20 protein-coding genes and 2 pseudogenes are annotated in these 22186 nt (G+C 51.3%); 11 read left to right on the forward strand and 11 right to left on the reverse strand.

Annotated elements, in window-relative coordinates; translation table 11 throughout:
* Positions 1–162: 162 nt before the first annotated feature.
* From GYMC52_RS17585 to GYMC52_RS17600, 5 genes are all read right to left on the reverse strand, one after another.
* Entirely contained in the window at positions 163–798 is a 636-nt protein-coding gene (locus GYMC52_RS17585; RefSeq protein ID WP_013524847.1) for an FMN-dependent NADH-azoreductase, read from the reverse strand.
* A gap of 171 nt (positions 799–969) precedes the next feature.
* Positions 970–1119, reverse strand: a complete 150-nt coding sequence (locus tag GYMC52_RS19860) for a hypothetical protein (protein ID WP_013146662.1) — start codon at positions 1117–1119, stop codon at positions 970–972.
* Between the two features lie 173 nt (positions 1120–1292).
* On the reverse strand, positions 1293–2675 hold the full coding sequence (locus GYMC52_RS17590) for a glycine--tRNA ligase (RefSeq protein WP_013524848.1): 1383 nt from the start codon (positions 2673–2675) through the stop codon (positions 1293–1295).
* Between the two features lie 288 nt (positions 2676–2963).
* Positions 2964–3794, reverse strand: coding sequence for a glycosyltransferase family 2 protein (locus tag GYMC52_RS17595; protein ID WP_013146664.1), 831 nt, complete (start codon positions 3792–3794; stop codon positions 2964–2966).
* A gap of 225 nt (positions 3795–4019) precedes the next feature.
* Entirely contained in the window at positions 4020–5216 is a 1197-nt protein-coding gene (locus GYMC52_RS17600; protein ID WP_013524850.1) for an MFS transporter, read from the reverse strand.
* 176 nt (positions 5217–5392) lie between these two features.
* On the opposite strand from GYMC52_RS17600, the gene GYMC52_RS19530 reads away from it, so the two are divergent.
* The 4 genes from GYMC52_RS19530 (at position 5393) to GYMC52_RS20435 (ending at position 7899) form a co-directional block, all read left to right on the forward strand.
* Positions 5393–5581 carry a hypothetical protein gene (locus GYMC52_RS19530; protein ID WP_144319753.1) on the forward strand — a complete coding sequence of 63 codons (189 nt, stop codon included), beginning with the start codon at positions 5393–5395 and terminating at the stop codon, positions 5579–5581.
* A 227-nt stretch (positions 5582–5808) separates the two neighbouring features.
* Positions 5809–7173: an ISLre2-like element ISGsp5 family transposase gene (locus GYMC52_RS17610; protein WP_013524851.1), complete on the forward strand. Its 1365-nt coding sequence runs from the start codon at positions 5809–5811 to the stop codon at positions 7171–7173.
* A gap of 214 nt (positions 7174–7387) precedes the next feature.
* Entirely contained in the window at positions 7388–7705 is a 318-nt protein-coding gene (locus tag GYMC52_RS17615; protein ID WP_013524852.1) for a hypothetical protein, read from the forward strand.
* A 131-nt stretch (positions 7706–7836) separates the two neighbouring features.
* The gene (locus tag GYMC52_RS20435) at positions 7837–7899 is read left to right on the forward strand and encodes a DUF7667 family protein (RefSeq protein WP_420867691.1); all 63 of its coding nucleotides are present in this window, start codon (positions 7837–7839) and stop codon (positions 7897–7899) included.
* Positions 7900–8277: 378 nt separating this feature from the next.
* Here the strand turns inward: GYMC52_RS20435 and GYMC52_RS19065 are convergent.
* Positions 8278–8646 (reverse strand): annotated as a pseudogene (locus GYMC52_RS19065) (MFS transporter); the annotation flags it as partial.
* Positions 8647–9030: 384 nt separating this feature from the next.
* Here GYMC52_RS19065 and GYMC52_RS17630 point away from each other — a divergent pair.
* From GYMC52_RS17630 to pstA, 4 genes are all read left to right on the forward strand, one after another.
* Positions 9031–10782, forward strand: coding sequence for a stalk domain-containing protein (locus tag GYMC52_RS17630; protein WP_013524855.1), 1752 nt, complete (start codon positions 9031–9033; stop codon positions 10780–10782).
* A 56-nt stretch (positions 10783–10838) separates the two neighbouring features.
* Positions 10839–11699: a phosphate ABC transporter substrate-binding protein gene (locus GYMC52_RS17635; protein ID WP_013524856.1), complete on the forward strand. Its 861-nt coding sequence runs from the start codon at positions 10839–10841 to the stop codon at positions 11697–11699.
* A 74-nt stretch (positions 11700–11773) separates the two neighbouring features.
* Positions 11774–12706: a phosphate ABC transporter permease subunit PstC gene (pstC, locus tag GYMC52_RS17640; protein WP_013524857.1), complete on the forward strand. Its 933-nt coding sequence runs from the start codon at positions 11774–11776 to the stop codon at positions 12704–12706.
* Positions 12707–13603, forward strand: coding sequence for a phosphate ABC transporter permease PstA (gene pstA, locus GYMC52_RS17645; RefSeq protein ID WP_013524858.1), 897 nt, complete (start codon positions 12707–12709; stop codon positions 13601–13603).
* Positions 13604–13999: 396 nt separating this feature from the next.
* On the opposite strand, the gene GYMC52_RS17650 is transcribed toward pstA, so the two are convergent.
* The 5 genes and pseudogenes from GYMC52_RS17650 to GYMC52_RS20120 form a co-directional block, all read right to left on the reverse strand.
* On the reverse strand, positions 14000–15445 hold the full coding sequence (locus GYMC52_RS17650; protein WP_013524859.1) for a glycoside hydrolase family 32 protein: 1446 nt from the start codon (positions 15443–15445) through the stop codon (positions 14000–14002).
* A gap of 11 nt (positions 15446–15456) precedes the next feature.
* Complete coding sequence (locus tag GYMC52_RS17655) at positions 15457–16833, reverse strand: sucrose-specific PTS transporter subunit IIBC (RefSeq protein WP_013524860.1); 1377 nt, start codon at positions 16831–16833, stop codon at positions 15457–15459.
* Between the two features lie 193 nt (positions 16834–17026).
* Positions 17027–17857: a PRD domain-containing protein gene (locus tag GYMC52_RS17660; RefSeq protein WP_013524861.1), complete on the reverse strand. Its 831-nt coding sequence runs from the start codon at positions 17855–17857 to the stop codon at positions 17027–17029.
* Positions 17858–17875: 18 nt separating this feature from the next.
* Complete coding sequence (locus tag GYMC52_RS17665; RefSeq protein WP_013146670.1) at positions 17876–18370, reverse strand: PTS sugar transporter subunit IIA; 495 nt, start codon at positions 18368–18370, stop codon at positions 17876–17878.
* Between the two features lie 25 nt (positions 18371–18395).
* Positions 18396–18665 (reverse strand): annotated as a pseudogene (locus tag GYMC52_RS20120) (isocitrate/isopropylmalate family dehydrogenase); the annotation flags it as partial.
* Between the two features lie 195 nt (positions 18666–18860).
* On the opposite strand from GYMC52_RS20120, the gene GYMC52_RS17675 reads away from it, so the two are divergent.
* From GYMC52_RS17675 to GYMC52_RS17685, 3 genes are all read left to right on the forward strand, one after another.
* Positions 18861–20096 (forward strand): PucR family transcriptional regulator, encoded by a 1236-nt coding sequence (locus tag GYMC52_RS17675; RefSeq protein ID WP_013524862.1) that lies wholly within the window; start codon positions 18861–18863, stop codon positions 20094–20096.
* Positions 20097–20213: 117 nt separating this feature from the next.
* Positions 20214–21347, forward strand: a complete 1134-nt coding sequence (gene ald, locus GYMC52_RS17680; protein ID WP_013146672.1) for an alanine dehydrogenase — start codon at positions 20214–20216, stop codon at positions 21345–21347.
* Between the two features lie 209 nt (positions 21348–21556).
* A complete protein-coding gene (locus GYMC52_RS17685) occupies positions 21557–22156 on the forward strand; it encodes a Uma2 family endonuclease (RefSeq protein WP_049775767.1) in 600 nt (199 codons plus the stop codon).
* Positions 22157–22186 lie beyond the last annotated feature (30 nt).

A 22186-nucleotide genomic window follows, 5' to 3' on the forward strand; every position in this document is an offset into this window, starting at 1 on the left:
AAGAAATAGGGACTTTATTGATCAGGCTATACCATACGGCCCCCCGCCAGCGTATATGAACGTCACGACCGTTTGGTTGTCCAACAAAAAAAGAGCCTCTCCGAATGAAGAGGCTCCCAAGCCAAGTTTGCGGCCATTTCCCGCGCAATACTCGGCCTCCTGTTAAAACGTGTGCGCCAAGTCTTTCGCCCGGGCTATGGCGTTCGCTTTGATTTCTTCCGCCTTTTCCGGCATCGCCGCATGCCCTTCGACAAACAGTCCTTCAAACGACGGAACACCGAAAAATTGCATAATGACGCTTAAGTACCGATGCCCCATCTCCATCTCCGCCGCCGGGCCCTCAGAATAAAAACCGCCGCGCGCCTGGATGTGGAGCGCCTTTTTATCGGTCAGCAATCCGACCGGCCCTTGTTCCGTATATTTAAACGTCTTGCCGGCGACCGCCACGGCGTCAATATACGCCTTTAACACCGGCGGGAACGAAAAGTTCCACATCGGCGTGACGAATACATATTTGTCGGCGGAAATAAACTGCTCGCACAGCTCGTTCATCCGCCCGACTTTCGCTTTTTCTTCGTCAGACAGCTCTTCAAACGATTTCCCGGAGCGAAGTTTGCCCCAGCCGCTGAACACGTCGACGTCGATTTCCGGAATGTATTCTTTATATAAATCGAGATGGATCACCTCATGGTCCGGATGCACTTGTTTGTACGTCTCAATGAACGCCTTTCCGACCGCCATGCTGTAAGACTGCGTGTCGTCATGAGGATGGGCGGTGATGTACAATACTTTCGTCATCATGCATACTCCCTTTCGTGATGATCTTAGCAATTAGTGTTTGCGCTTTGTCCAAGCGGCATACAATTGTTTTGAATTCAAATATCTCCAACAAAAGATAATTATATAAAGGTCCGAAACGCTTGGCAAACAATTTGACCGCAAAAAAAATTGCCTTTCTCCAAGGCAATTTTACTCGCTTTGTTCCACGACAAACGGGTTGCCGCTGATTTGTTTTCGTATCTCATCGGTGAGTGTAAACGGTTCGCTTTTGACAGCGTTTTCATCACTGCCAGGCAGATGGCCGCTTCCATCGTAGTAGATCGGTTTTCCTTCCATCATGGTTGACCCCCTTGACCCATGCAGGATGCAGGAACTAGTCTACACTCCTATTTTACCATTATATACAGAGAACATTCAGCTATTTTTTGAAATTTTCCCTAAAAAAGCGATTCCGTTTCCATACATGTTCTTAAAAAACGCCGGAGGTCGTCAATGCCCCGGCGTTCACTTCATCAAAACGTGATCTTTTCCTCTAAAAAGGCTTTAAGCTCCCCTATCGGCAGCCGCACTTGTTCCATCGTGTCGCGGTCGCGCACGGTCACTTGGCCGTCTTGTTCAGACTCGAAATCGTACGTGATGCAAAACGGCGTGCCGATTTCATCTTGGCGGCGATACCGCTTGCCGATCGAGCCGGTTTCGTCATAGTCGACCATGAAATGTTTCGCCAGCTCTTCATAAATGCGGCGCGCTCCGTCAGCGAGCTTTTTCGACAACGGCAAGACAGCCGCTTTGTACGGCGCAAGCGCCGGATGCAAATGCATCACCGTCCGGGTCGTGCCGTCTTCCAGCTCTTCTTCGTCATAGGCGTCGATCATAAACGCAAGCGTGACGCGGTCGGCGCCAAGCGACGGCTCAATGCAATACGGGATGTAGCGTTCGTTCGTTTCTTGGTCGAGATAATGGAAGTCCTCGCCCGAGTATTCCATATGCCGCTTTAAGTCGTAATCAGTGCGCGACGCGATGCCCCACAGCTCGCCCCAGCCGAACGGGAAATGGTACTCGATGTCAGTCGTGGCGTTGCTGTAGTGGGACAATTCTTCCTTCGCATGGTCGCGCAGGCGGATGTTGTCCTCCTTCATGCCAAGCGACAGCAGCCACTCCTTGCAAAACTGCTTCCAATACTCAAGCCATTGCAGCTCTTCGCCCGGTTTGCAGAAAAACTCGAGCTCCATCTGTTCAAATTCGCGCGTGCGGAACGTAAAGTTGCCCGGCGTAATTTCATTGCGAAAACTTTTGCCGATTTGCGCGATGCCAAACGGCAGCTTTTTCCGCATCGTGCGCTGGACGTTTTTGAAGTTGACGAAAATGCCTTGCGCTGTCTCTGGGCGCAAATAAATTTCGTTGGCGCTCGACTCGGTGACGCCTTGGTACGTTTTAAACATTAAGTTGAACTGGCGCACGTTCGTGAAATCGCGGCTGCCGCATTCCGGGCAGGCGATGTCGTATTCCTTGATGAGTTCATCCATTTTGGCAAGCGGCAAACCGTCGACGATCATCTCGATCCCTTTTTCCTCGAGCGCCTTCTCAATCAACTTATCGGCGCGATGACGCGCTTTGCACTGTTTGCAGTCGACCATCGGATCGTTGAAGTTGCCTAAGTGGCCGGACGCTTCCCACGTTCTCGGGTTCATTAAAATGGCGGCGTCGAGCCCGACGTTGTACGGCGACTCTTGGACGAATTTTTTCCACCACGCCCGTTTAATGTTGTTTTTCAGCTCAACGCCAAGCGGGCCGTAATCCCACGTGTTCGCCAGCCCGCCGTAAATTTCCGACCCCGGAAAAACGAAGCCGCGATGCTTGGCATGTGCGACGATTTCTTCCATTGTGACAGCCATCGTGTTCATCCTCCTTCAATGTGATGTCCACCAATCAAAAACGCCCTCGCCCCTAGGCCTGACGCCTAGGGACGAGAGCGTAGCTCCCGCGGTTCCACCCTAGTTGATGCGCAAATCACGCATCCCCTTTTTGCCATTTCCGCTCCGGACTGCCGTTTCATTAACCATCTTCGCCGGGCTTCCACCGTCCCCGGCTCGCTTGGGAAGAGAGGGTTAACTACTATTGATCCGTCATCGCGATCCATATATGATTTTGTCCATTATCATAGCAAACCCCAAAACCTTTTGTCAACGCCATCCTGCCTTTTTTTGCATCCAAAACCGCGACACGATCGGCTGACCGTTCCAAATGACTTCGCTTTTCGCCCGGCGCTTCGCGACTTCCGGCTCGTCAAGCAAGAGCCAAAAGTTTTTCACCGGCAAGTCGCCGAGCCCATGCTTCTCGCAAAGCCGCCGCAAGTAATGCCGCCGCTTGTCGCTCATATGTCGCGACACGTTGTCGCCGTCCGGGCTGAACGCATACAAGACCGTCGCCGCCGCGACACGCGTGACGCGACAAACAGAGGCGGCGCGCAAAAAGAAGTCCCAATCCCAATAATGGTGGACAGTCGGGTCAAAGCAGCCGATCTCGTCATGGAGCGATTTTCGATACACGCTTCCAGACGGGACGTACGTCGAAAACGTCCGCATCGCTTCCAAATCATACTCATAGGCAAATAAAAAACGGGCGGATGGGACGCGCTGATCGTTTTCCACCCGATACTGGACAATTTCCGCATCGGCATAGGCGAAGTCCGCATGCTCGAGCGCCGCGGCCATCCGCTCGAGATGGCACGGCAACACTAAGTCATCGTCGTCGCAAAGCATGATGAGTTCGCCACGCGCCGCCTTGACGCCTACGTTGCGGACCGCGACATGTCCTTCGTTGTCGCGGCGGTCGATGAGACGGATGTCAAGCTCCGGGTACAAGGCGACGACATCATGAACCGGGACGCCGCCATCATTGACGATAATGACCTCAAACGGCTTGTACGTCTGCCGGCTTAACGACTCGAGCAGCTCGGCAAGCGGATACGGGCGATTGTACGTCGGAATAACCACGGACACGGACGGACGCAAGATTGATTCACCGCCTCTCGCACTGGCTTTCCCCTTGGCGTCCGCGGGCGTCGATGCGCACACCCACCAAAAGCTTGGCCAATCAAAAAAGGGGCTTACCCTTAAGGTACCGCCCCTGCCGTTTGTTTGTCAATTTCGTCCTGCCTCCCCTAACGAGCACCACGAACCAAAGTCCGCAACTCTCATTAGAGATCTGCCTTAGAATGTCCCTTACAACGATTTTACTCATGCAAGCTCCTGCTGCTTCGTCTCGCTGCCCAACACCGCGACCGCCAAAACGGCGACAAGGACCGATAGACAAAACAGCGTGAAAATGGCCGTCACCGACACCCCTTGGGCGACAAGCGAGCCGACCAACAGTGGGCCAAAAATGCCGCCGATGCGGCCAAACGCCGCCGCCATGCCGGCGCCGGTCGCACGAATCGACGTCGGATACTGCTCCGGCGTATACGCATACAACGCTCCCCAAGCGCCGAGGTTGAAAAACGACAAGAAAATACCGGATGCCATCAGCCCGACGAGCGACTCGGCCGTGCCGAAAAAGTAAGCGCTCAATGCTGTGCCAAGCAAGTACGTGACCAAGACAAATTTCCGCCCCGCCCGCTCGATCAGCCATGCGGCGCTGAAATAGCCGGGCAATTGCGCCAGCGTCATGATGAGCACATATTCAAAGCTTTTAATTAAACTAAACCCTTTCATCACCATGACGCTCGGCAGCCATAAAAACATGCCGTAATACGAAAAGACGACGCAAAACCAAAGCAACCAAAGCATGACCGTCTCTTTCCGATGGGGAGCGGACCATACTTTGACGATATTGCTCCACACCGTCTCCTCTTTTTGCGCGGCCGCAAACCGCGGCGAATCGGGCAGGCGGAGGCGCAAATAGATCGCATACAGCGCTGGAATCGCCGCCAGCCATAACGCCGTCCGCCAGCCGTAAGCTGGAATGACAAAATAGGAAATGAGCGCCGCCATCAGCCACCCGCCGGCCCAAAAGCTCTCAAGCAGCACGACAACCCGGCCGCGGTCGGCAGCCGGCACCGCCTCCGAAACGAGCGTTGACGCGACCGGCAGCTCGCCGCCAAGCCCCATGCCGATCAAAAAGCGGAGCGCCAAAAACGCCGCCAACGTCGTCGTCAGCGCCGACAGCCCGCTGCCGATCGAGAATAATAACAATGTGACAATGAAAACATTTTTCCGGCCGATCCGGTCGGCGAGCAGCCCGAACACGAGCGCTCCGACCGCCATGCCGATCGAGTTGACGCTGCCGATCCAGCCGACTTGGCTGGCCGTCAAATTCCAGTCTTTTTGCAAGGCCGCCATCAAAAACGACAACATGCCGACATCCATCGCGTCAAACAGCCAACCGAGACCGGCAATGCCTAACAGCTTGCGCTGGGAAATCGTCGGTTCGTTCATGTGTATCCTCCTGTCATTATTAGTGTCAAGACATATTCATTATAAAAGAAAATCATTGGCCTGTGCACTATACGGTTGATAATTTTTGCGAAAAATCAGCTCGAAGCCTTGAGATAATCAGGATCAGACACCAACATCGGGTTCCATCCATCGTTCCATTATTGACGTTAGCAGACATGCTGGAATCGCAAGCCATTAAAAAATTGCTCGACTTTGTTGAGGACTACGGCAGTAAAAAGGTAGCAGATACTATCAGGGAATATGCCGATAATATTGCTGATACCTTGCGGACCATAGCTTCTTGGAAAGACCTTTCTATCCAAATCATTCAAGATCAAGTTATCGGGGCGTTATATGTTATATGATCTGGGAGTACCACTGAGTACAGCGAGACAGGTTGGTGTGTGAGTAAAATATTTGTGGGGGGCATTCCGGAATGATTCCCCGACGAGGGTTGCGAACTTTTGTTCGCGACGCTCGTCGGGGCCACCAAGCGAAGCGCGGTAGAACAAGCAAATGTCATGCAAAAAGGACTCTCTCCCTGCTATGATGGTGATTGGCAAACCAACCGAAAACAGGAGGGAGAGAGTCCATGAAACATCTTACCACAGAATGGCCTTTATTAAAAGAGCTGGAGGAGCAATTAGTCAGAACTCTTCAAAAGGTGTTCGCTGTCTTGTTGGCGGCCCTTTTGGAGGAGATCGATCAACAACTGGCGGAAGCGCGGGACAAGCGCCGGCATCAGCTGAAAGACAAACGGCCGACTACGATCCAAACGCTGTTTGGGGAAGTGACGTTCCGACGGAACTACTACTATGACCGGCAAACGGGGAACTATACCTTCTTGCTGGATGCCGAACTGGGCTTTGATGGAGCCCAATCGATCAGCCCTTGCCTCGAGGAAACGGCGGTCGAGTTGGCCGTCGAGTGCTCTTCCTACCGCAAAGCAGCTCGCACACTCGAGTCAATCGTGGGGTATGCGGTTCTCAGCCACGAGGCGATTCGCCAGTTGGTGCTCGAGGCCCCTGTCTCGCTGCACCGCCCTGTTTCCAAACGGCATGGCCGAGTGCTGTTTGTGGAGGCCGATGGACTGTTCATTTCCCGCCAGGGGAAAGGAAAACGGGCGAAAGAAGAGAAAATCCTGGCGGTTCACGAGGGATGGAGACGAAACGGGTCGCAGCTCAAGCTGGTGAACCGACGCCACTACCTCCATGAAGGGACAGGGGACGTGTGGGAACGGTTCGAGGAGTGGCTGATGAAGGAATATGCCTATGATCCGTGCCGGGACTTGTTGATCATCAACGGCGACGCGGCGTCGTGGATCACGGCCTGCCGGGAGTATTTTGGGAAGCGGGCGTGCTTTCAGCTGGATCGATTTCATGTGGCGCGGGAGCTGCGTCAGTGTCTGTCCGGCCATCCGCGTTGGCGGGAAGTGCGGAAGAAGCTGGCGAAACAAGACGAAGAAGGGCTTCTCGTGGAGCTGAACAGCGCCATCGGCACGTTGGAGGACGAAGCGAAAGAGAAGCAGATGGCTGCCATGATCCGCCGGATCGAGTCGATGCCGGGATGCATCCGGGACTACCGGGAGTGGCTGTCGGAGCAAGGGGTGGAGACGACCGGCATGCGTCCGATGGGCCACGCCGAGAGCGTGATGAGCCGATTTGCGCATCGGGTGAAATCCCGCCGCAGCTGGAAAGACCAAGGGCTTCGAGCGTTTTTAAAAGCGATGGTGGCCCGAATCGACGGGATCCGGTGGAGAAAGGGGCCGTTGGAGGCAGAAGAGCCCCAGTCGGCCGTCTCGGCCTCAACAAAGTCCAAGCGGATCGAACAGGCCAAACGGAAGGCAGGACGGTTGTGGGCGGATGTGGTGCGTCAGAATCTACCGTGTCTGCAACAGTCATCTGGGACGCCGATCCATCAAGCGTTGTCGGCGCTCCGGGATGGTGGTTGGGTGTAAAAAAATGGAATATCGTATCATCGCCTCAAGATGAGGGATGAGAGTCCGAAAGCGCTTACGATATTAATTCCTGAAAATGGTTCGCTAACTAGTGATTGACAACGCCCGTAGTGAACCGAAAAAATGTTCTCCACAAAGTCTTGACTGACTCCAGGTTGGTTGGGTCATTTCAAAATTCGTAGACTGGGTATTACTATAATACAAGGAGGGTGCTATGAACGAGGAAAGAATCAAGGATCTTGAAGCAAAATTGAGTCTAGCCACCGACGCAATTACGTTACTCTTAGATATGGTGAACAAGGAGCACAAAAGCTTTGCGATTCTGGCCTTAACCACTGGCTTTACTGCCGACGAGTTGGAACGCCTGGAAAAGCTGTTTTATCACGCTGGCCAATCACAGTGGGACAAGGACACATTTGTGGCAGAGTTCGAGAAGCAGCTTCCCAAAAGAAGTGCAATGTTGAGAAGCATTTTGGAAGGGCTAAAGTCAGATGGAAAGTTCGTATCGTTATGCGAGAAGTATTTGGATTGACAGAAAAAACCCGCCCATGTCGAGGCGGGTTTATTTTTCTTCAAAACATCCAAATCTTCACCAAACGATTCTGTCAATGTCAAGAGAGTATGGAGATCGCGAAACTCAAAAAGCTGTCGCTACTGGCCAGCATGACCGGCGACGTTGAGTGGCAGCATGAGTTGTGCGCGAGGCTGGAGAAGTTGTCCGGATGAAAAAGGAGCCCTTCTCGCTTGATATTATCCCTCTAGTGTAGACAGTTGGGAAAATGCCCATACTGTCAGTAAAAACACTGGAGGGATTTGTTTATGTTCGAGACCAAGCAAACACCGAAAGGGAAGACCACCTATTCCCTGGAGTTTAAATGGAGGGCTGTCCAGATGTACATCGAAGAAGGATGGGAATATAAGCGGATATGACAAGAGTTATAGGGATTCCCTGCACGAAAACGATCAGACTTTGGGTAAAACGTTACCATGAACATGGTCGAAAAGGGCTCGAAGAACGGCGCGGGACATTCAAGTCTCCATTCAAGGAAAGACCCCGAAAAAAAGAGTGCAGTTTAAGAGGAAGAGAATCGAAGACTGGAAGCAGAGGCGGAGGCGCAAATAAATCGCATACAGCGCTGGAATCGCCGCCAGCCATAACGCCGTCCGCCAGCCGTAAGCCGGGATGACGAAATACGAGATGAGCGCTGCCAACAGCCAGCCGCCAGCCCAAAAGCTTTCAAGCAACACAACAACCCGGCCGCGGTCGGCAAGCAACCCGAACACGAGCGCTCCGACCGCCATGCCGATCGAGTTGACGCTGCCGATCCAGCCGACTTGGCTGGCTGTCAAATTCCAGTCTTTTTGCAAGGCCGCCATCAAAAACGACAACATGCCGACATCCATCGCGTCAAACAGCCAACCGAGACCGGCAATGCCTAACAGCTTGCGCTGGGAAATCGCGGTTTGGTTCATGTGCATCCTCCTATCATTATTAGTGTCAAGACATATTTTATATAAAGAAGATCGGCTGCCTCTGAACCCGTATGCTCTTCTGATTTCTTTCCCAGCACTTTTCGCCAATAGTTCTTTTCTACTATGGATGAACAGGAGAATTTCAAGCGGCTCAAATAGTTTACCCGATCATGCCTTGATCATTATGACTGGCATACGGCAAATAAAAAATTTACTCTTATTATACATAATATTAATATATTTTCAATAAATAAAAACAGTATGTTCATATTTCTCAAATATAATGGGTGATGCTGAAAGAAAAAAATGCTTATGTAGAAAGGGGGACCACTACTATTGCTTACGCCCTTTCCTTTTTCAAAAGGAAATGAAAGGAGGTTCATAATGAAGAAAATCATCGCTGGGGCGGTCATGGCGTCTGCTCTGCTTGCAGGATCGCCTTTGCCGGGGACAAGCCTCGATGGACATGTTTATGCAGCAACTTCAGCCAAAAGCGTCATGTCCCGTTACCCCGTGAATGTCAATGGGAAATTGGCGACAATTCGTTCGCTCCACCATTCGGGAGTTGCCTTGTTTGCGGCGAGTGATCTAGCCAAGCTGTTTTCCGCGAATTGTACGTATGACAAGGTGCATCAAAGATACGAAATCCGTCGGACATCCCCGGCAATACGCATCGTTTTGCAAGCCGGGCAAAACAAAGCGTTTGTCAATGGAAAACATTTCTCGTTATCCATCGCACCCCAACGGTCAGGAAAAGAGTTGTACATTGATGCAAAGCCGATCGCTGAACTTTTAGGCGGCCAATGGCAAGCGGAGAACGGGATCGCCGTCGTCTCGACGTCTGGCAGCTTCCGTTCATTCAGTGAAACGTGGGAGTTTGACGGCTCTCCGTCCATCATTCATGGCGTCGCCTTTCAACACGTATCTTTTTATTCAGTGTACGATATTGCCGCCGCTTTCGGCGCCGCCGTTCACGTCGACAAAAAAACGAGCATGGTCAAAGTGACAAAGGGCAAACGGACGGTTCTCTTCCACCCATTTAGCTATACCTTGAACGCCAACGGCAAAAAAATGACCATGCCTATTGCACCATTCATCCAAAAAGGGGTGCCGTACGCCGATCTGCCATCAATCGTCCGCGCATTAGGAGGAGACATCGATGGACGGTTCATCGCCATCGCCGGGCTGATCAAAGGAATGAGCACCCATCCGCAATGGGTGGATCAAAACACGTTGCTTATCAGCCGACCGGATGATTCCACTTCATTGCTTTTGGACATTCGTTCGAGAGCCGCCATTCGATCCATTAGCCAAATGGATCTCACTCTGTCACCTGACGGAAAACAAGCGGCGTATGTCGATGAAAATGGCCATTTGTTTGTCATCGATTTGGCTTCCAACGCAGTCAAACAAATCGGTGACGACGATGAAGTGAAAACGGATCTCGTTTGGTCCAACGACGGCCGTTCACTGTATTGCATTTACGGAAACAACAATGACGCAGTTGCTGTCGTGTCCCTAGATACAGGTAACATCAACAAATTGGTCGACGACAAAGTCAAATATAAAACCGACCTTCGTCTATCCCCGGATGGAACGAAGCTGTTGTACACGGTTGCCAATGAAGGAAAAACAAACTACACTGACGATCAAAAAACGGATGTTGATTCAATTGATACAAGCGGGACAGATCCGCAGCTGTTTCTCGTGGATCTTTCCTCTCCGAACAAACAGCCGACGCCATTAACATCGTCGCCGGACAATAAAATCGATAGTGCATTTCTTTCTAACAATGAAATCGTGTATGTAAGTGCGATCGACGATGAAGCGACTCGGCCATCATTAAAATTGACTAGAAATGGAGCAGAGCAAACACTGCTTGCCGATCAGAACATCATTGACGCGGTCGTTGTCAAAAACCGGATCTATGTCGCTGTTGAAACGAACGGCATCTACACAATCCGCATCTTCGACCCGTCCACAAAATCGTGGACAACCGCAGGAAATACGAAAAACGAAATCACCTCGATCGCGCCGTCACCATATGACAATCAAATCGCCGTGACGATCGCGACCGAGAACGGGGAAAAAGTATCGATCCTCCGCAACGGACGCTGGATCGATATGACGAAATGATCATGGAAAAACAAGGGTCTCCCAGGCCGCTAAAATTGATCACGGAGGGATATGCCATGAAACGAACCACACTATGGAAACGGATGGCTGCTGCTGTTCTTTCATCAGCTTTGCTGATTGGCGCTGCCTTTACGACTCAACACCGCGCTGACGCCGCAGAAGTATCCGGAAAAATCGTTATCGCCGGCTCCACCGCTTTGCTGCCGTTAACCCAACAGGCGGCAAAAGAATTTAAAAAGAGTCATCCGAAAGTGAAGATCGTCGTTTCCGGATCTTCGTCCATCGCCGGTCCGCAATCCGTCGCCAAAGGCGTCGCGACCATCGGCGCATGCGATTGGGACGCGACCCGAGCAGTCGGAGGATTCCCTGCTTACAAAGGATTAAAAGCATACAAAATCGCAAAAATTCCGTTCGCTGTCATCGTCAACAAAAACAATTCCGTGGACAATCTATCAGTCCAACAAATTCAAGACATTTATGAAGGCAAAATCACCAACTGGAAGCAAGTCGGCGGGAAAGACGAAGAGATCGTCGTCATCAACCGCGCAAAAGGTTCCGGGACGCGTGTCAATTTTGAAGACAAAATCATGGACGGGCATGCCATCAAAACATCCGGAGACAACTACAAAGAAGTGCAAAAATCAGGGGATATGGTCAATGCTGTTTCTTCCAATCCAAACGCCATCGGATTTGTCGACTTGGCCTATGTCAAAGGCGGAATTAAAGCAGTCAGCATTAACGGCGTAAAAGCGACAACCTCCAACGCAGCCAGCGGAAAATACGTGTTCTATGGCTATGGCTACTTGCTTACAAAAGGTGAAGCGAAAGGAGCCAACAAAGCTTTTATCAATTATATCTTAAGCAAAAAGTTTCAAAACGGCTCTTTGAAAAAACTGAAATTTATCCCTGTGAAGTAACGAAACACAAATCAGCCTCTCCTTCCTGGCGGAGAGGCTGATTTTTCCGCCAACAGGGGAAGGAGGATGTGCAAATGGAGAAACTTTCGCCGGATTGGACTGACGCAACAAACTTATTGACAGCCCGCCGTCAAAGCGGATGGAGCGCCAAATACGCCGCCGACCGCTTTTTTCGCTTTCTATGCCTTGGAAGCATCATATTCCTTGTGGGCGTACTAAGCGCTATTGTTTTATTCGTGAGTGAAACCGGTTTTCTCGTATTTCGGGATGTATCACTTTGGGAATTCTTCTTCTCTTCCCGTTGGGACCCGGAACACGGCAAATATGGAGCTGCCGTTTTTATCGCCGGTACATTGTATTTAACCTTGGTGACCCTGCTGATCGCAACGCCGATTTCGATTTGTGTGGCGGTGTTTATCGCGGAAATCGCCCCGCCATGGCTGCGGCAATGGCTTCGCACACTGCTTGATTTATTGGTCGGCATCCCATCGATCGTCTACGGCTATTTAGGGGCCACCTTGCTCATTCCGTGGATCCGCGAACACACGGGGGCCCCGGTCGGCGACGGATTTCTCGCCGCCGCTATCGTTTTATCCATCATGATTTTGCCGACCATCACCCGCATTACTGATGACGCCCTCTGCGCCGTTCCAAACGAATGGCGGGAAGCAAACTATGCTCTAGGGGGAACAACGTTCCAAATGATCGTCCGAGTGGTGCTCCCAGCTGCGAAATCAGGCATTGCCGCCGCCGTCATCCTCGGCATGGCGCGCGCCATCGGTGAAACGATGGCCGTAGTGATGGTAATCGGCAACGTGGCCCAATTCGGCTTTGACTTGGTCACTCCGACCAGCGTGTTGACCAGTCATATCGTGATGCAAATTTTAAACGTCGATTTTCAATCGACCACCAACCACGCTCTTTACATGATGGCGTTTTTGTTGCTTTTGATTTCGATTTCGCTCATTATGGCCATTCGCCGTTTGCGGCTGAAAGGAGGGCAATAAATGAATGAGCTGGTTTCTGTTCCAAGCAAAAAAACGAGGCGTTTCCGCACCCGCCGCACGATCAACAAACTTATGCTTGTGTTGATCAGTGTCATTTCCCTATTCATTTTTTTCCTGATTTTGGCTCTTCTTTATACAATTGTCCGAAAAGGATTGCCCAACATCGATGTTCATTTCCTTGTCGGATTGCCTGAAGAAATCGATGCAGGTGGCGGAGTCGGCCCATTCTTATGGAATTCGCTCTATATTCTCTTTTTGTCCCTTGCCCTATCGCTTCCAATTGGAATAGGCGCCGGCATCTTTTTGGCTGAATACGCACCACGCACTCGATTTATGGAATGGGTCCGCGGCGCCATCGAAAGCTTAGCATCAGTTCCGTCGATTGTGTTTGGGCTATTCGGCTACGCTCTATTCGTAGAATATTTCCAAATTGGCGTCACCATTCTGGGGGCAGCTGTCACGCTGGCTTTATTGAATTTGCCCGTTTTGGCCCGCGTCACGGAGGAAGCCGTTACAGCCGTGCCATCAACATGGCGGGAAGCCTCTTTCGCTTTAGGCGCCACCAAAACGCAGACGATCTTAAAAACCGTTCTCCCTGCCGCTGCCAAAGGTATTATAACCGGCATCAGCCTTGTCGCTTGCCGCGCATTCGGCGAATCCGCGATTATTTTACTGGTCGGCGGAACATCGACATCCGGGGAGATGTGGGATTTTCATCTTCTATCAGAAGGGGCAACACTTCCTGTCCACTTATGGTACATCCAGTCCGAAGCGCTCGTCGCTGACGCGCAGGAAATTGCTCAAAAAACATCTGCCCTCCTGGTGGTGATCGTCTTGTTACTTAGCTTTGCTGTTCGAGTTCCCCTATGGCTGACACGACGCAAAAAGCCGCATTGATTCGTTCTTTATGGCAAAACAACTGTTTAAAGGGATGGGATGATCTATTCTTCGACCCTCTTTCTATAAAAAAGCGGATCTCTAAAGGCTGATTTTCTTGCAACAGCAGGGCATTATCGGGTTTCTGCTATTTTATAAGTATGCACTCTAATCAAAAAAGGGCTGACCCAGAAGGGGGATTTTCTCTCAACAAAACTCGACATATTGTTGTTTGTTCATTGTTTTATGCCTATATACGGTAATAAGAAAGGGTGTCCTGTCCTTTTCGGACACCCTCTCCTATTCTACAAATTCAATTCCCGTATTGCTCATTTTCTCACAAAATGAACCGCAACAGTAATAAAAAAGCCGCCGAAAAGCGATTGCTCTCGGCAGCTTTGCTCGTGCCAACCCGTCTTATAATTCCCATTTCTCGATGTCCATATGAAGATGTCCATGAGTTCCAAATAAAATCGTTCGGTCGTCCAGATGCGGAAAAAACCGCGCAGTGAACGTCTCTTCGCCATTATTGACGAAGAGTTCGATCGATGACGTATCAAGGAAAACATGGAGCGAACGAAGACGTGGCAATCGACATTGCCGCTTCTCCGTCAGCCCGTTCACAAAGCTTTTCCGTTCAAGCGTCAATACCCCTTCGTCACTATTGTAAACAAGGCGAGCCGCATGGCGAAAGTAAATTTCCATCATGCTTCCGAACAGTTCGATATTGTCGAGGCGAAGTTCGATCGCATCTCCCTCGAGTCCCGGCCATGACCTCAGCTCATTCACCACAGTGGCGCTTGGATATGCTACTTTTTGTTTGCGCAACTGTTTCAGCTCTTCCACTGGCGTCTGTCTCAGCTTGCCGCCAGTGAGGCGAAGTTCGCGCGGCAAGGTGAGCGCGTGCACCCAGCGGTGGCTCACTGTCGGCTGACGGTCTTCATCCTGGTCCGGCACGCCCATCCAACCGATTAAAATTCTTCGTCCGCGTCGGTCAAGCATCGTTTGCGGAGCGTAAAATTCAAAGCCGCGGTCAAGCTCCTCAAACGTCCCGTGAAGGAATTCGGCCCGTTCGTAGTCGAAGCGGCCGACAAAATAACCTGACTGGTAGACGTTTTGGTAGCGCATGCCGTCCGGTTTTAATCCTTGCGGGCAGACAATGAGCACGTCTTGTCCATCTAATGGAAACAAGTCTGGGCATTCCCACATATAGCCAAACGGACCAAGCCCGTTCATGTTGCCGCCAGCAATTGGGCCAAGATGCTCCCAATGACAAAGATCAGCGGAACGAAACAGCACCGCTTTTCCATCGCCGCTTTCGCTTTGCGCCCCCAAGATCATATACCAATGGCCCTGATACCGCCATACTTTCGGGTCGCGGAAATGGGCCGTATATCCGTCCGGAAGTGTAATGACGACGCCTTTTTTTGTAAAATGAATGCCATCTTCCGATACGGCCATGCATTGGTACGTTTGGCGGTTTCCTTGTTCATCTTTCACATTGCCAGTGTAAAACAGCACGAGCTTTCCATCGCAATTAATCGCACTGCCGGAATAGCAGCCATCTTTGTCATACCATTCGCTTGGCGCTAACGCAATCGGCGCTGCTTGCCAATGAACCAAGTCTGGGGATGTATAATGCCCCCAGAACTTGGCGCCATGGCCGGTGCGAAACGGCATCCATTGGTAGAAGACGTGATACGTTCCGTTCCAGTCGATCAGCCCGTTTGGGTCGTTCATCAACCCGACAGGAGGCATGAGATGGTAGCGAAGCCGATACCGGTCGCGATTGACAAGAGTCTCATATTTTTCGACTTCAGCGTATGCTTGTTCAATAAGTTTCTGTTCGCGTTCGGATTTCATCCACACGCCCCTCACTCTTCCTCTTCGCGAAACTTCAAGAGCCATGTCGCCACAAACGCCGAAACGACGGCAATGGCAAAACCGATTAAGTAGTGCATTAAGTTCGTGAGCCCTTCCGGCGCAACGATGGCGATCATCGGGATGCCGGTCAACCCGTAGGCATTAGCCACTACATTCGTAAATACGACGTACGCTCCGCCGAGCGCGCCGCCAATGGCCGCAGCGATAAACGGCTTCCGGTATTTTAAGTTCACCCCGAAAATGACTGGCTCGGTAATGCCTAAAAAAGCTGACAAGGCCGCCGGCAACGCAATCTCTTTTGTTTTTGTCCGCTTCGATTTGACAAATACAGCCAAACCGGCGCCGCCTTGGGCGACGTTGGCCATCGACCAAATTGGCAGTAAATAGTTGACCCCAAGTTTCGCCAACAAGTTCGCTTCAATGGCATGAAAGCTATGATGCACACCGGTAATGACGATCATCGAGTACAATCCGCCGAAGATAAGGCCGGCTAACGCACCGCCATAATGGTAAACAAAGTTCAACACCGTCGTAATCCCATCGCCAAGCAAATTGCCGAGCGGACCAATGGCCAAAATCGTAATAAATCCCGTCAAAATGACGGTCACAAAAGGAACAACAAGCAAACTGACCGCATGGGGAACAACTCTGCGCAATCCACGCTCCACTTTGCTCATCACATACGTCGCCAGCAAAATCGGCACGACCGTCCCTTGATACCCGACCATAGCGATATCAAAGCCAAGAAAATGCATATAGTTTGGCTTGGCCTCGGCCAATCCCCACGGGTTTAATAGCGCCGGGTGAGTCATAATACCGCCGATGACCGCCCCTAAAAACGGCGTGCCGCCAAATTCTTTCGCCGCGCTAAAGCCGATTAAAATCGGCAAAATAATAAACGCCGCACTCGAAAACATATCAAGCAAAATATACAGCGGGCTGTCTGCCGCCACCCATTTGAACGCCTTCATCATCCCAAGCAAACCCATTAACAAACCGCTCGCGACAATGGCTGGGATGATTGGGACAAAAATGTTTGACAACGTCTTCGCAAAGCGGGCGAGCGGATTCATTTTTTGCTTGATGGCTTCTTGATGGGCATCAGCATCACCTTGCTGTACCCCTGCTTCCCGGGCAAACGCTTCATACACTTTATTCACCACGCCGGTGCCAAAAATAATTTGAAACTGTCCGGAGCTGGAAAACGCCCCTTTAACCCCTTCAATGTTTTCAATGGCTTTCGCCTCGGCCTTTTTGTCATCTTTTAAGACGAGGCGAAGCCGTGTCGCGCAATGAGTTGCGCTAATGATGTTTTCTTTCCCGCCAAGGAGCGGGATGAGTTGTTTAGCAATGTGTTCATAATTCATCGGTGAACTCCTCTCCTTCTGAATGATGGTGAGATGAAAAACAAAAAAGACCTAAAACATACAAAGGGTGATCTAGCGGCATGACTCACTTGCCGTTCCCTTCATACGTTTTAGGTCTTGCCTGCTCGAAGCAGTTACAATCCCGCAATATTTCGTTGTCTGTTTTGCATTATACGGCAACTTGCTGTTTTTGTCAACGCTTTCGCAACCGTTGGATATGGAGGACGATATAGGCGAGTTCCTCCTCCGGAAAACGGATGCCATATTCCTTCTCTGCATAGGTTGCCGCTTTTTGTGTACACGCCCATTCCCTTGCATATTTTGTCTGAATGAGCGCAAGCATCTCCTCATCCATCGAATGAATCGGCTCCCCGTTTTCGATGCGGCTTAAGGCAAAGCGCAAATGAGTGAGCAGCCGCTGGTACGAAATGCTTTCCTTATCGATCAATATGCCGAGCTCCGTTTGGATAAGGTCAACGAGTTCATGAATGAGCGTCGTCTCACGCATCGTTTTGTTCATGCTGGCAGCATCGAGTTTCGCCGTATGAATATGAAGGGCGATATGAGCCGCCTCGTCATCGGGAATTTCGATGCCAAGCCGCTCTTTGATCAACTGTTTCGCCCATAGCCCAATTTCATACTCCGCCTTATATAGCACTTTAATTTCATTGAGCAATTTGTTTTGAATGCGGTAGCCTTGCTTCAACCGCTCGATGGCAAACGACAAATGGTCGGTCAGCGCAATATGAATATGGTCGCTGAGCGGCGCTTGCAGTTTGCCTTCCGCATAGCTGATAATTTCTTCGGCAATATCGATATGTTCTTCTGGCAGCGTGCGAAGCAATTGCTGGAACTTCTCATTTTCTTCTTCCATGACGAAAATTTTCTCAATGCGGCCCGGGGGGATGAGATCGTTTTTCCGCTTTTGAAACGCAATCCCCGGGCCCATGACAATTTTCTCTTTGCCTTCGTCGAGCACGACAACGGCGTTGTTGTTTAAAATCTTATGGATGCGAAACGCCATATGTCCTCCCTGCCGCCCTTATTTCATTTTGACATGAAATAAGACCGTCTCGCCTTTTTTGGCTGATGCCTCGGCCTCTCTCTCGAGGCTTTCGAGGGCGTCGCCGTTCGTGATGATGATCGGCGTCACCGCGCTTTTCGCTTTCTCGCGCACAAGCGGCAAGTCGACAGAAAGAAGCCGATCGCCCCGTTTCACTCGGTCGCCGGCTTTGACATAGGCGGTGAATCCTTCCCCGTTCATCGACACGGTGTCGATGCCGACATGGATGAGCAGCTCCACACCCGCTTCCGAACGCAAGCCGATGGCGTGTTTCGTCGGAAAGAGCTGGATGATTTCACCATCGACCGGAGCGACGACATCCCCATCCGCCGGATCGATGGCGATGCCATCGCCCATCATTTTTTGCGCAAACACCGGATCCGGCACGTCTTCAAGCCGCATGATCGTCCCGTCAAGCGGCGCGGTGATCGTCTCTTCCTTCGGCTGTTGCTTGCCAAACCATTTTTTGAACAAAGCGTGTCATCCTTTCTTTTGCAGTTCATCTGAAAACAGTATACCGAAACGGAAGAAAACCGCAAGCCGTGCCGCCAAGATTCGGCGTTTTGATGCCATCGGCGGTAACATCTCCAATCGTTTTTAGCAACAAGGCGCCGAGCTCTTCTTCAACGAAATGGTCAGACATCAACTTCGCCGTCTAAATTTGCCCGATCGGATTGGCGATACCTTTGCCGTAAATATCCGGCGCCGAACCGTGCACCGGTTCAAACATCGACGGATATTTGCCGTTGACGTTCGTGTTCGCCACGGGAACGGCTTTCTTGCCAATTCCGTCGCTGGGAATGACGGCAATGTCCCATTTTTTCATTCTTGGGAGAATTCCTTCTTTCCTTCCTTGGACAGAAAGCGCAGCCATTCCTTTCTTTCATCATACAATAACGGTGGTGGATTCACATTTATGATAAAATGAAACTACAAATCATATGGACGATGCGAGGGAGTCAATATGTCTTATGATACCGACCCGTTCCGCGGCGAATTTGACAGCCTTGAAGAGTTTGCCGACCGCGTCAGCGACGTGCTGAAATGCCCGGTGACGATCGAAGACGCGAACCATCGGCTCATCGCCTACAGCGCCCATGATGATTACACCGACCCGGCGCGGACGGCGACGATCATCAGCCGGCGCGTTCCGGAAAAAGTGATCAACAGCTTATGGAAACAAGGCGCCATCCCGGCGCTGCTCAAAAGCCGCGAACCGGTGCGCGTGCCGCCAATTCATGATGTCGGCCTCGGCAGCCGCGTCGCTGTCTCGATCTGGAAAAACGATGAGGTGATCGGCTTCATCTGGGTGCTCGAAACAAACCGGACGCTTTCACCCGAGGAGATGGAATGGCTGAAGCTGGCGGCGAAAGCGGCGAAAAACAAAGTGCTGCAACTGTATATGCGCAAAAACAAAAAAGAAGAGCGGGTGCAAGAGCTGTTTTGGAAGCTGCTCACCGGCCACATCGCTCGTGAAGACGACATCCGCGCTCATCTCGCCGCGATGCAAATCCCGACCGCACCGCAGTTTGCCGTTGTCGTCTTCCGCTTTGCCGCCGATTTGACCGCCGAAATGGAGCGGCAAATTTCCTACTTATTGCAAACAACCCAGCAACTCCCGCTCCTTCTTTATACGACCGACGGCCGCGATGTGATTTTGCTGGCGGCGCCCAAAACCGACCAGCCGCTCAAAGAGCTGAATGCATTCATCGAGTCGTTCGCCGCCAAAATGAAAGAACGATTTCACATCCACGATGTACAATGCGGGTTTGGCGGTGTGTATGGTATTTATCGCCTCATTGAAAAAAGCTACCGCGAAGCGCTCGCCGTCCTGGCGCTGAAAGAAAAGCTCGGCGATGAAATCAAGTCGGTTTACGGCTATGCCCAGCTTGGCATTTACCAATTTTTTGATCTTTTGCTTGAACAAAAGCGGCAAGGGGAATGGACCAACCCAGCGTTAACGAAGCTGCAATCGTACGACCAGAAACACCACAGCGACTTGGTCAAAACGTTTGAAACGTTTTTTGACCATAACGAAAACGCGCAAGAAACCGCCGACGTCCTCAACGTTCACCCGAACACGCTTGCTTATCGGCTCAAGCGGATTGCCGACATTGCCGAGCTTGATCTCAATGACATGAATCAAAAAATCAAATTATACATTGATATTAAATTAGCGAAATACGAAGCGCGCGGTTGAATTTGTGGAAATCCACAAAAACCGGGCGCTTCTTTCTCTTTTTTGAACAATGCCCGGCCCGTTCCGTCTCTTTTATACTATAAGTAAGGCCACTTCTGACGAGGAGGAACGATATCCATGATTATTGGAGTGCCAAAGGAAATCAAAAATAACGAAAACCGTGTCGCCATTACGCCGGCTGGCGTTTTGTCATTCGTTCAGGCTGGACATACGGTTCTGATTGAGAAAGAGGCAGGGGTTGGAAGCGGTTTCAGCGACAGCGATTACGCCCGTGCCGGAGCACAAATCATCGAGCGGGCGGAAGATGTTTGGGCGCAAGCCGATATGGTGATGAAAGTGAAAGAGCCGCTGCCAAGCGAATACGGCTATTTCCGCCCAGGTCTCATTTTGTTCACCTATTTGCATTTGGCCGCCGACCCGGAGTTGACACGCGCCTTAAAAGAAAGCGGCGTCATCGCCATTGCCTATGAGACGGTGCAAGTCGGCCGCACACTGCCGCTGTTGACACCAATGAGCGAAGTCGCCGGACGGATGGCCGCGCAAATTGGAGCGCAATTTTTAGAAAAACCGTACGGCGGCAAAGGCATCTTGCTTGGCGGCGTCCCAGGCGTTGCCCGCGGCAAAGTGACGATCATCGGCGGCGGAGTCGTCGGCACGAACGCAGCGAAAGTCGCGGTCGGCCTCGGGGCAGATGTCACGATTATCGACTTGAACGCGGATCGCCTGCGCGAGCTTGACGACATTTTCGGCAACCAAATTACGACGCTCATGTCCAACCCAATGAACATCGCCGAGGCGGTCGCAGAGGCCGACCTTGTCATCGGCGCCGTCCTCATCCCGGGAGCGCGGGCGCCGAAGCTCGTCACCGAGGACATGGTGAAAGCGATGAAACCGGGTTCGGTCATCGTCGATGTCGCCATCGACCAAGGGGGCATCGTCGAGACGAGCGACCACGTCACGACACATGACGACCCGACGTACGTCAAACACGGCGTCGTCCATTATGCGGTCGCCAACATGCCTGGCGCCGTCCCGCGCACCTCAACGATCGCCTTGACGAACGTCACCATGCCATACGCCTTGCAAATCGCCAACAAAGGCGTCATCCAAGCCATTACAGACAACCCGGCGCTTGAGCTTGGCGTCAACGTCGCCAACGGTGAAATCACGTACGAAGCGGTCGCCCGCGACCTCGGTTACCGCTACGTCCCGGCCCGCGAAGCGCTCGGGAAAACGTTGGCCGCCAACTAACCGTGATGGACACGGCCGGCAACACGCGCTGCCGGCCGCCTGTTCATCATTGTCCATTCCCATGATCGCCCGCTCATAGCGGGCGGCTTTTTTTTTATCGTCCTAAACCGACAAAGCCGCCATTTCTACAAGTGAGCGTAGGCGGCGGGAGTATGTCACCCGTTGCGTTATGCCAAATCATTTTCGTTCGGCAAAGCGGCCAGTGTATAATGAAAATAGAAAGCTGGAAAGAAGGTGATTTCGTGAACGTTCCGGGAAAACAGGCGGTATCGCTTGAAGAATTTTATCGCATGCGGGAAACAACCGATCGTATTTTAGAATATATTGATGGCGCTGTGTTGATGTCTCCCTCCCCTTCGACCCAGCACCAACGCATATCGGGGCGATTGTACGTCAAACTGTTCCACTTTTTAGAAAAAAAGCCGTGCGAAGTGTTTCATGCCCCTTTTGACATCGAACTAAAGAACGAACGGATCGAAGGCAAGAAAATCGTCGTTCCTGATTTAACCGTGATCTGCGATCGAAGCGGATTAACGGACAGCAAATTTGTCGGCGTCCCAACGTTGATCATTGAAATTTTAAGTCCTTCCAACCAGGCGTATGATCTCGTGTTCAAATTGAACTTGTATATGCAATACGGAGTCGGTGAATATTGGATCGTGAACCCTATGCACTCTGTTGTGCAAATCTACTCGCTCAATGACGACGGACAATATGAACAAGCCGGCGTCTGGAAAGAAACCGGCATGGCATGTTCGCGCGCGCTTGACGGTTTTTCTGTTGATGTAGAACAACTATTTCGTCCTTGAGGGCGGCTTCATGATATAATCTTGTAGAAC

Origin of the sequence: Geobacillus sp. Y412MC52 (assembly GCF_000174795.2) — a bacterium.
GTDB lineage: Bacteria > Bacillota > Bacilli > Bacillales > Anoxybacillaceae > Geobacillus > Geobacillus thermoleovorans.

Bases quoted from the DNA above. Each gene is read 5' to 3' on its own strand.
- GYMC52_RS17585 (WP_013524847.1), bottom strand. From the start codon at position 798: ATGACGAAAGTATTGTACATCACCGCCCATCCTCATGACGACACGCAG.
- GYMC52_RS19860 (WP_013146662.1), bottom strand. From the start codon at position 1,119: ATGATGGAAGGAAAACCGATCTACTACGATGGAAGCGGCCATCTGCCT.
- GYMC52_RS17590 (WP_013524848.1), bottom strand. From the start codon at position 2,675: ATGGCTGTCACAATGGAAGAAATCGTCGCACATGCCAAGCATCGCGGC.
- GYMC52_RS17600 (WP_013524850.1), bottom strand. From the start codon at position 5,216: ATGAACGAACCGACGATTTCCCAGCGCAAGCTGTTAGGCATTGCCGGT.
- GYMC52_RS19530 (WP_144319753.1), top strand. From the start codon at position 5,393: ATGCTGGAATCGCAAGCCATTAAAAAATTGCTCGACTTTGTTGAGGAC.
- GYMC52_RS17610 (WP_013524851.1), top strand. From the start codon at position 5,809: ATGAAACATCTTACCACAGAATGGCCTTTATTAAAAGAGCTGGAGGAG.
- GYMC52_RS17615 (WP_013524852.1), top strand. From the start codon at position 7,388: ATGAACGAGGAAAGAATCAAGGATCTTGAAGCAAAATTGAGTCTAGCC.
- GYMC52_RS17630 (WP_013524855.1), top strand. From the start codon at position 9,031: ATGAAGAAAATCATCGCTGGGGCGGTCATGGCGTCTGCTCTGCTTGCA.
- GYMC52_RS17635 (WP_013524856.1), top strand. From the start codon at position 10,839: ATGAAACGAACCACACTATGGAAACGGATGGCTGCTGCTGTTCTTTCA.
- pstC (WP_013524857.1), top strand. From the start codon at position 11,774: ATGGAGAAACTTTCGCCGGATTGGACTGACGCAACAAACTTATTGACA.
- pstA (WP_013524858.1), top strand. From the start codon at position 12,707: ATGAATGAGCTGGTTTCTGTTCCAAGCAAAAAAACGAGGCGTTTCCGC.
- GYMC52_RS17650 (WP_013524859.1), bottom strand. From the start codon at position 15,445: ATGAAATCCGAACGCGAACAGAAACTTATTGAACAAGCATACGCTGAA.
- GYMC52_RS17655 (WP_013524860.1), bottom strand. From the start codon at position 16,833: ATGAATTATGAACACATTGCTAAACAACTCATCCCGCTCCTTGGCGGG.
- GYMC52_RS17660 (WP_013524861.1), bottom strand. From the start codon at position 17,857: ATGGCGTTTCGCATCCATAAGATTTTAAACAACAACGCCGTTGTCGTG.
- GYMC52_RS17675 (WP_013524862.1), top strand. From the start codon at position 18,861: ATGTCTTATGATACCGACCCGTTCCGCGGCGAATTTGACAGCCTTGAA.
- ald (WP_013146672.1), top strand. From the start codon at position 20,214: ATGATTATTGGAGTGCCAAAGGAAATCAAAAATAACGAAAACCGTGTC.
- GYMC52_RS17685 (WP_049775767.1), top strand. From the start codon at position 21,557: ATGAAAATAGAAAGCTGGAAAGAAGGTGATTTCGTGAACGTTCCGGGA.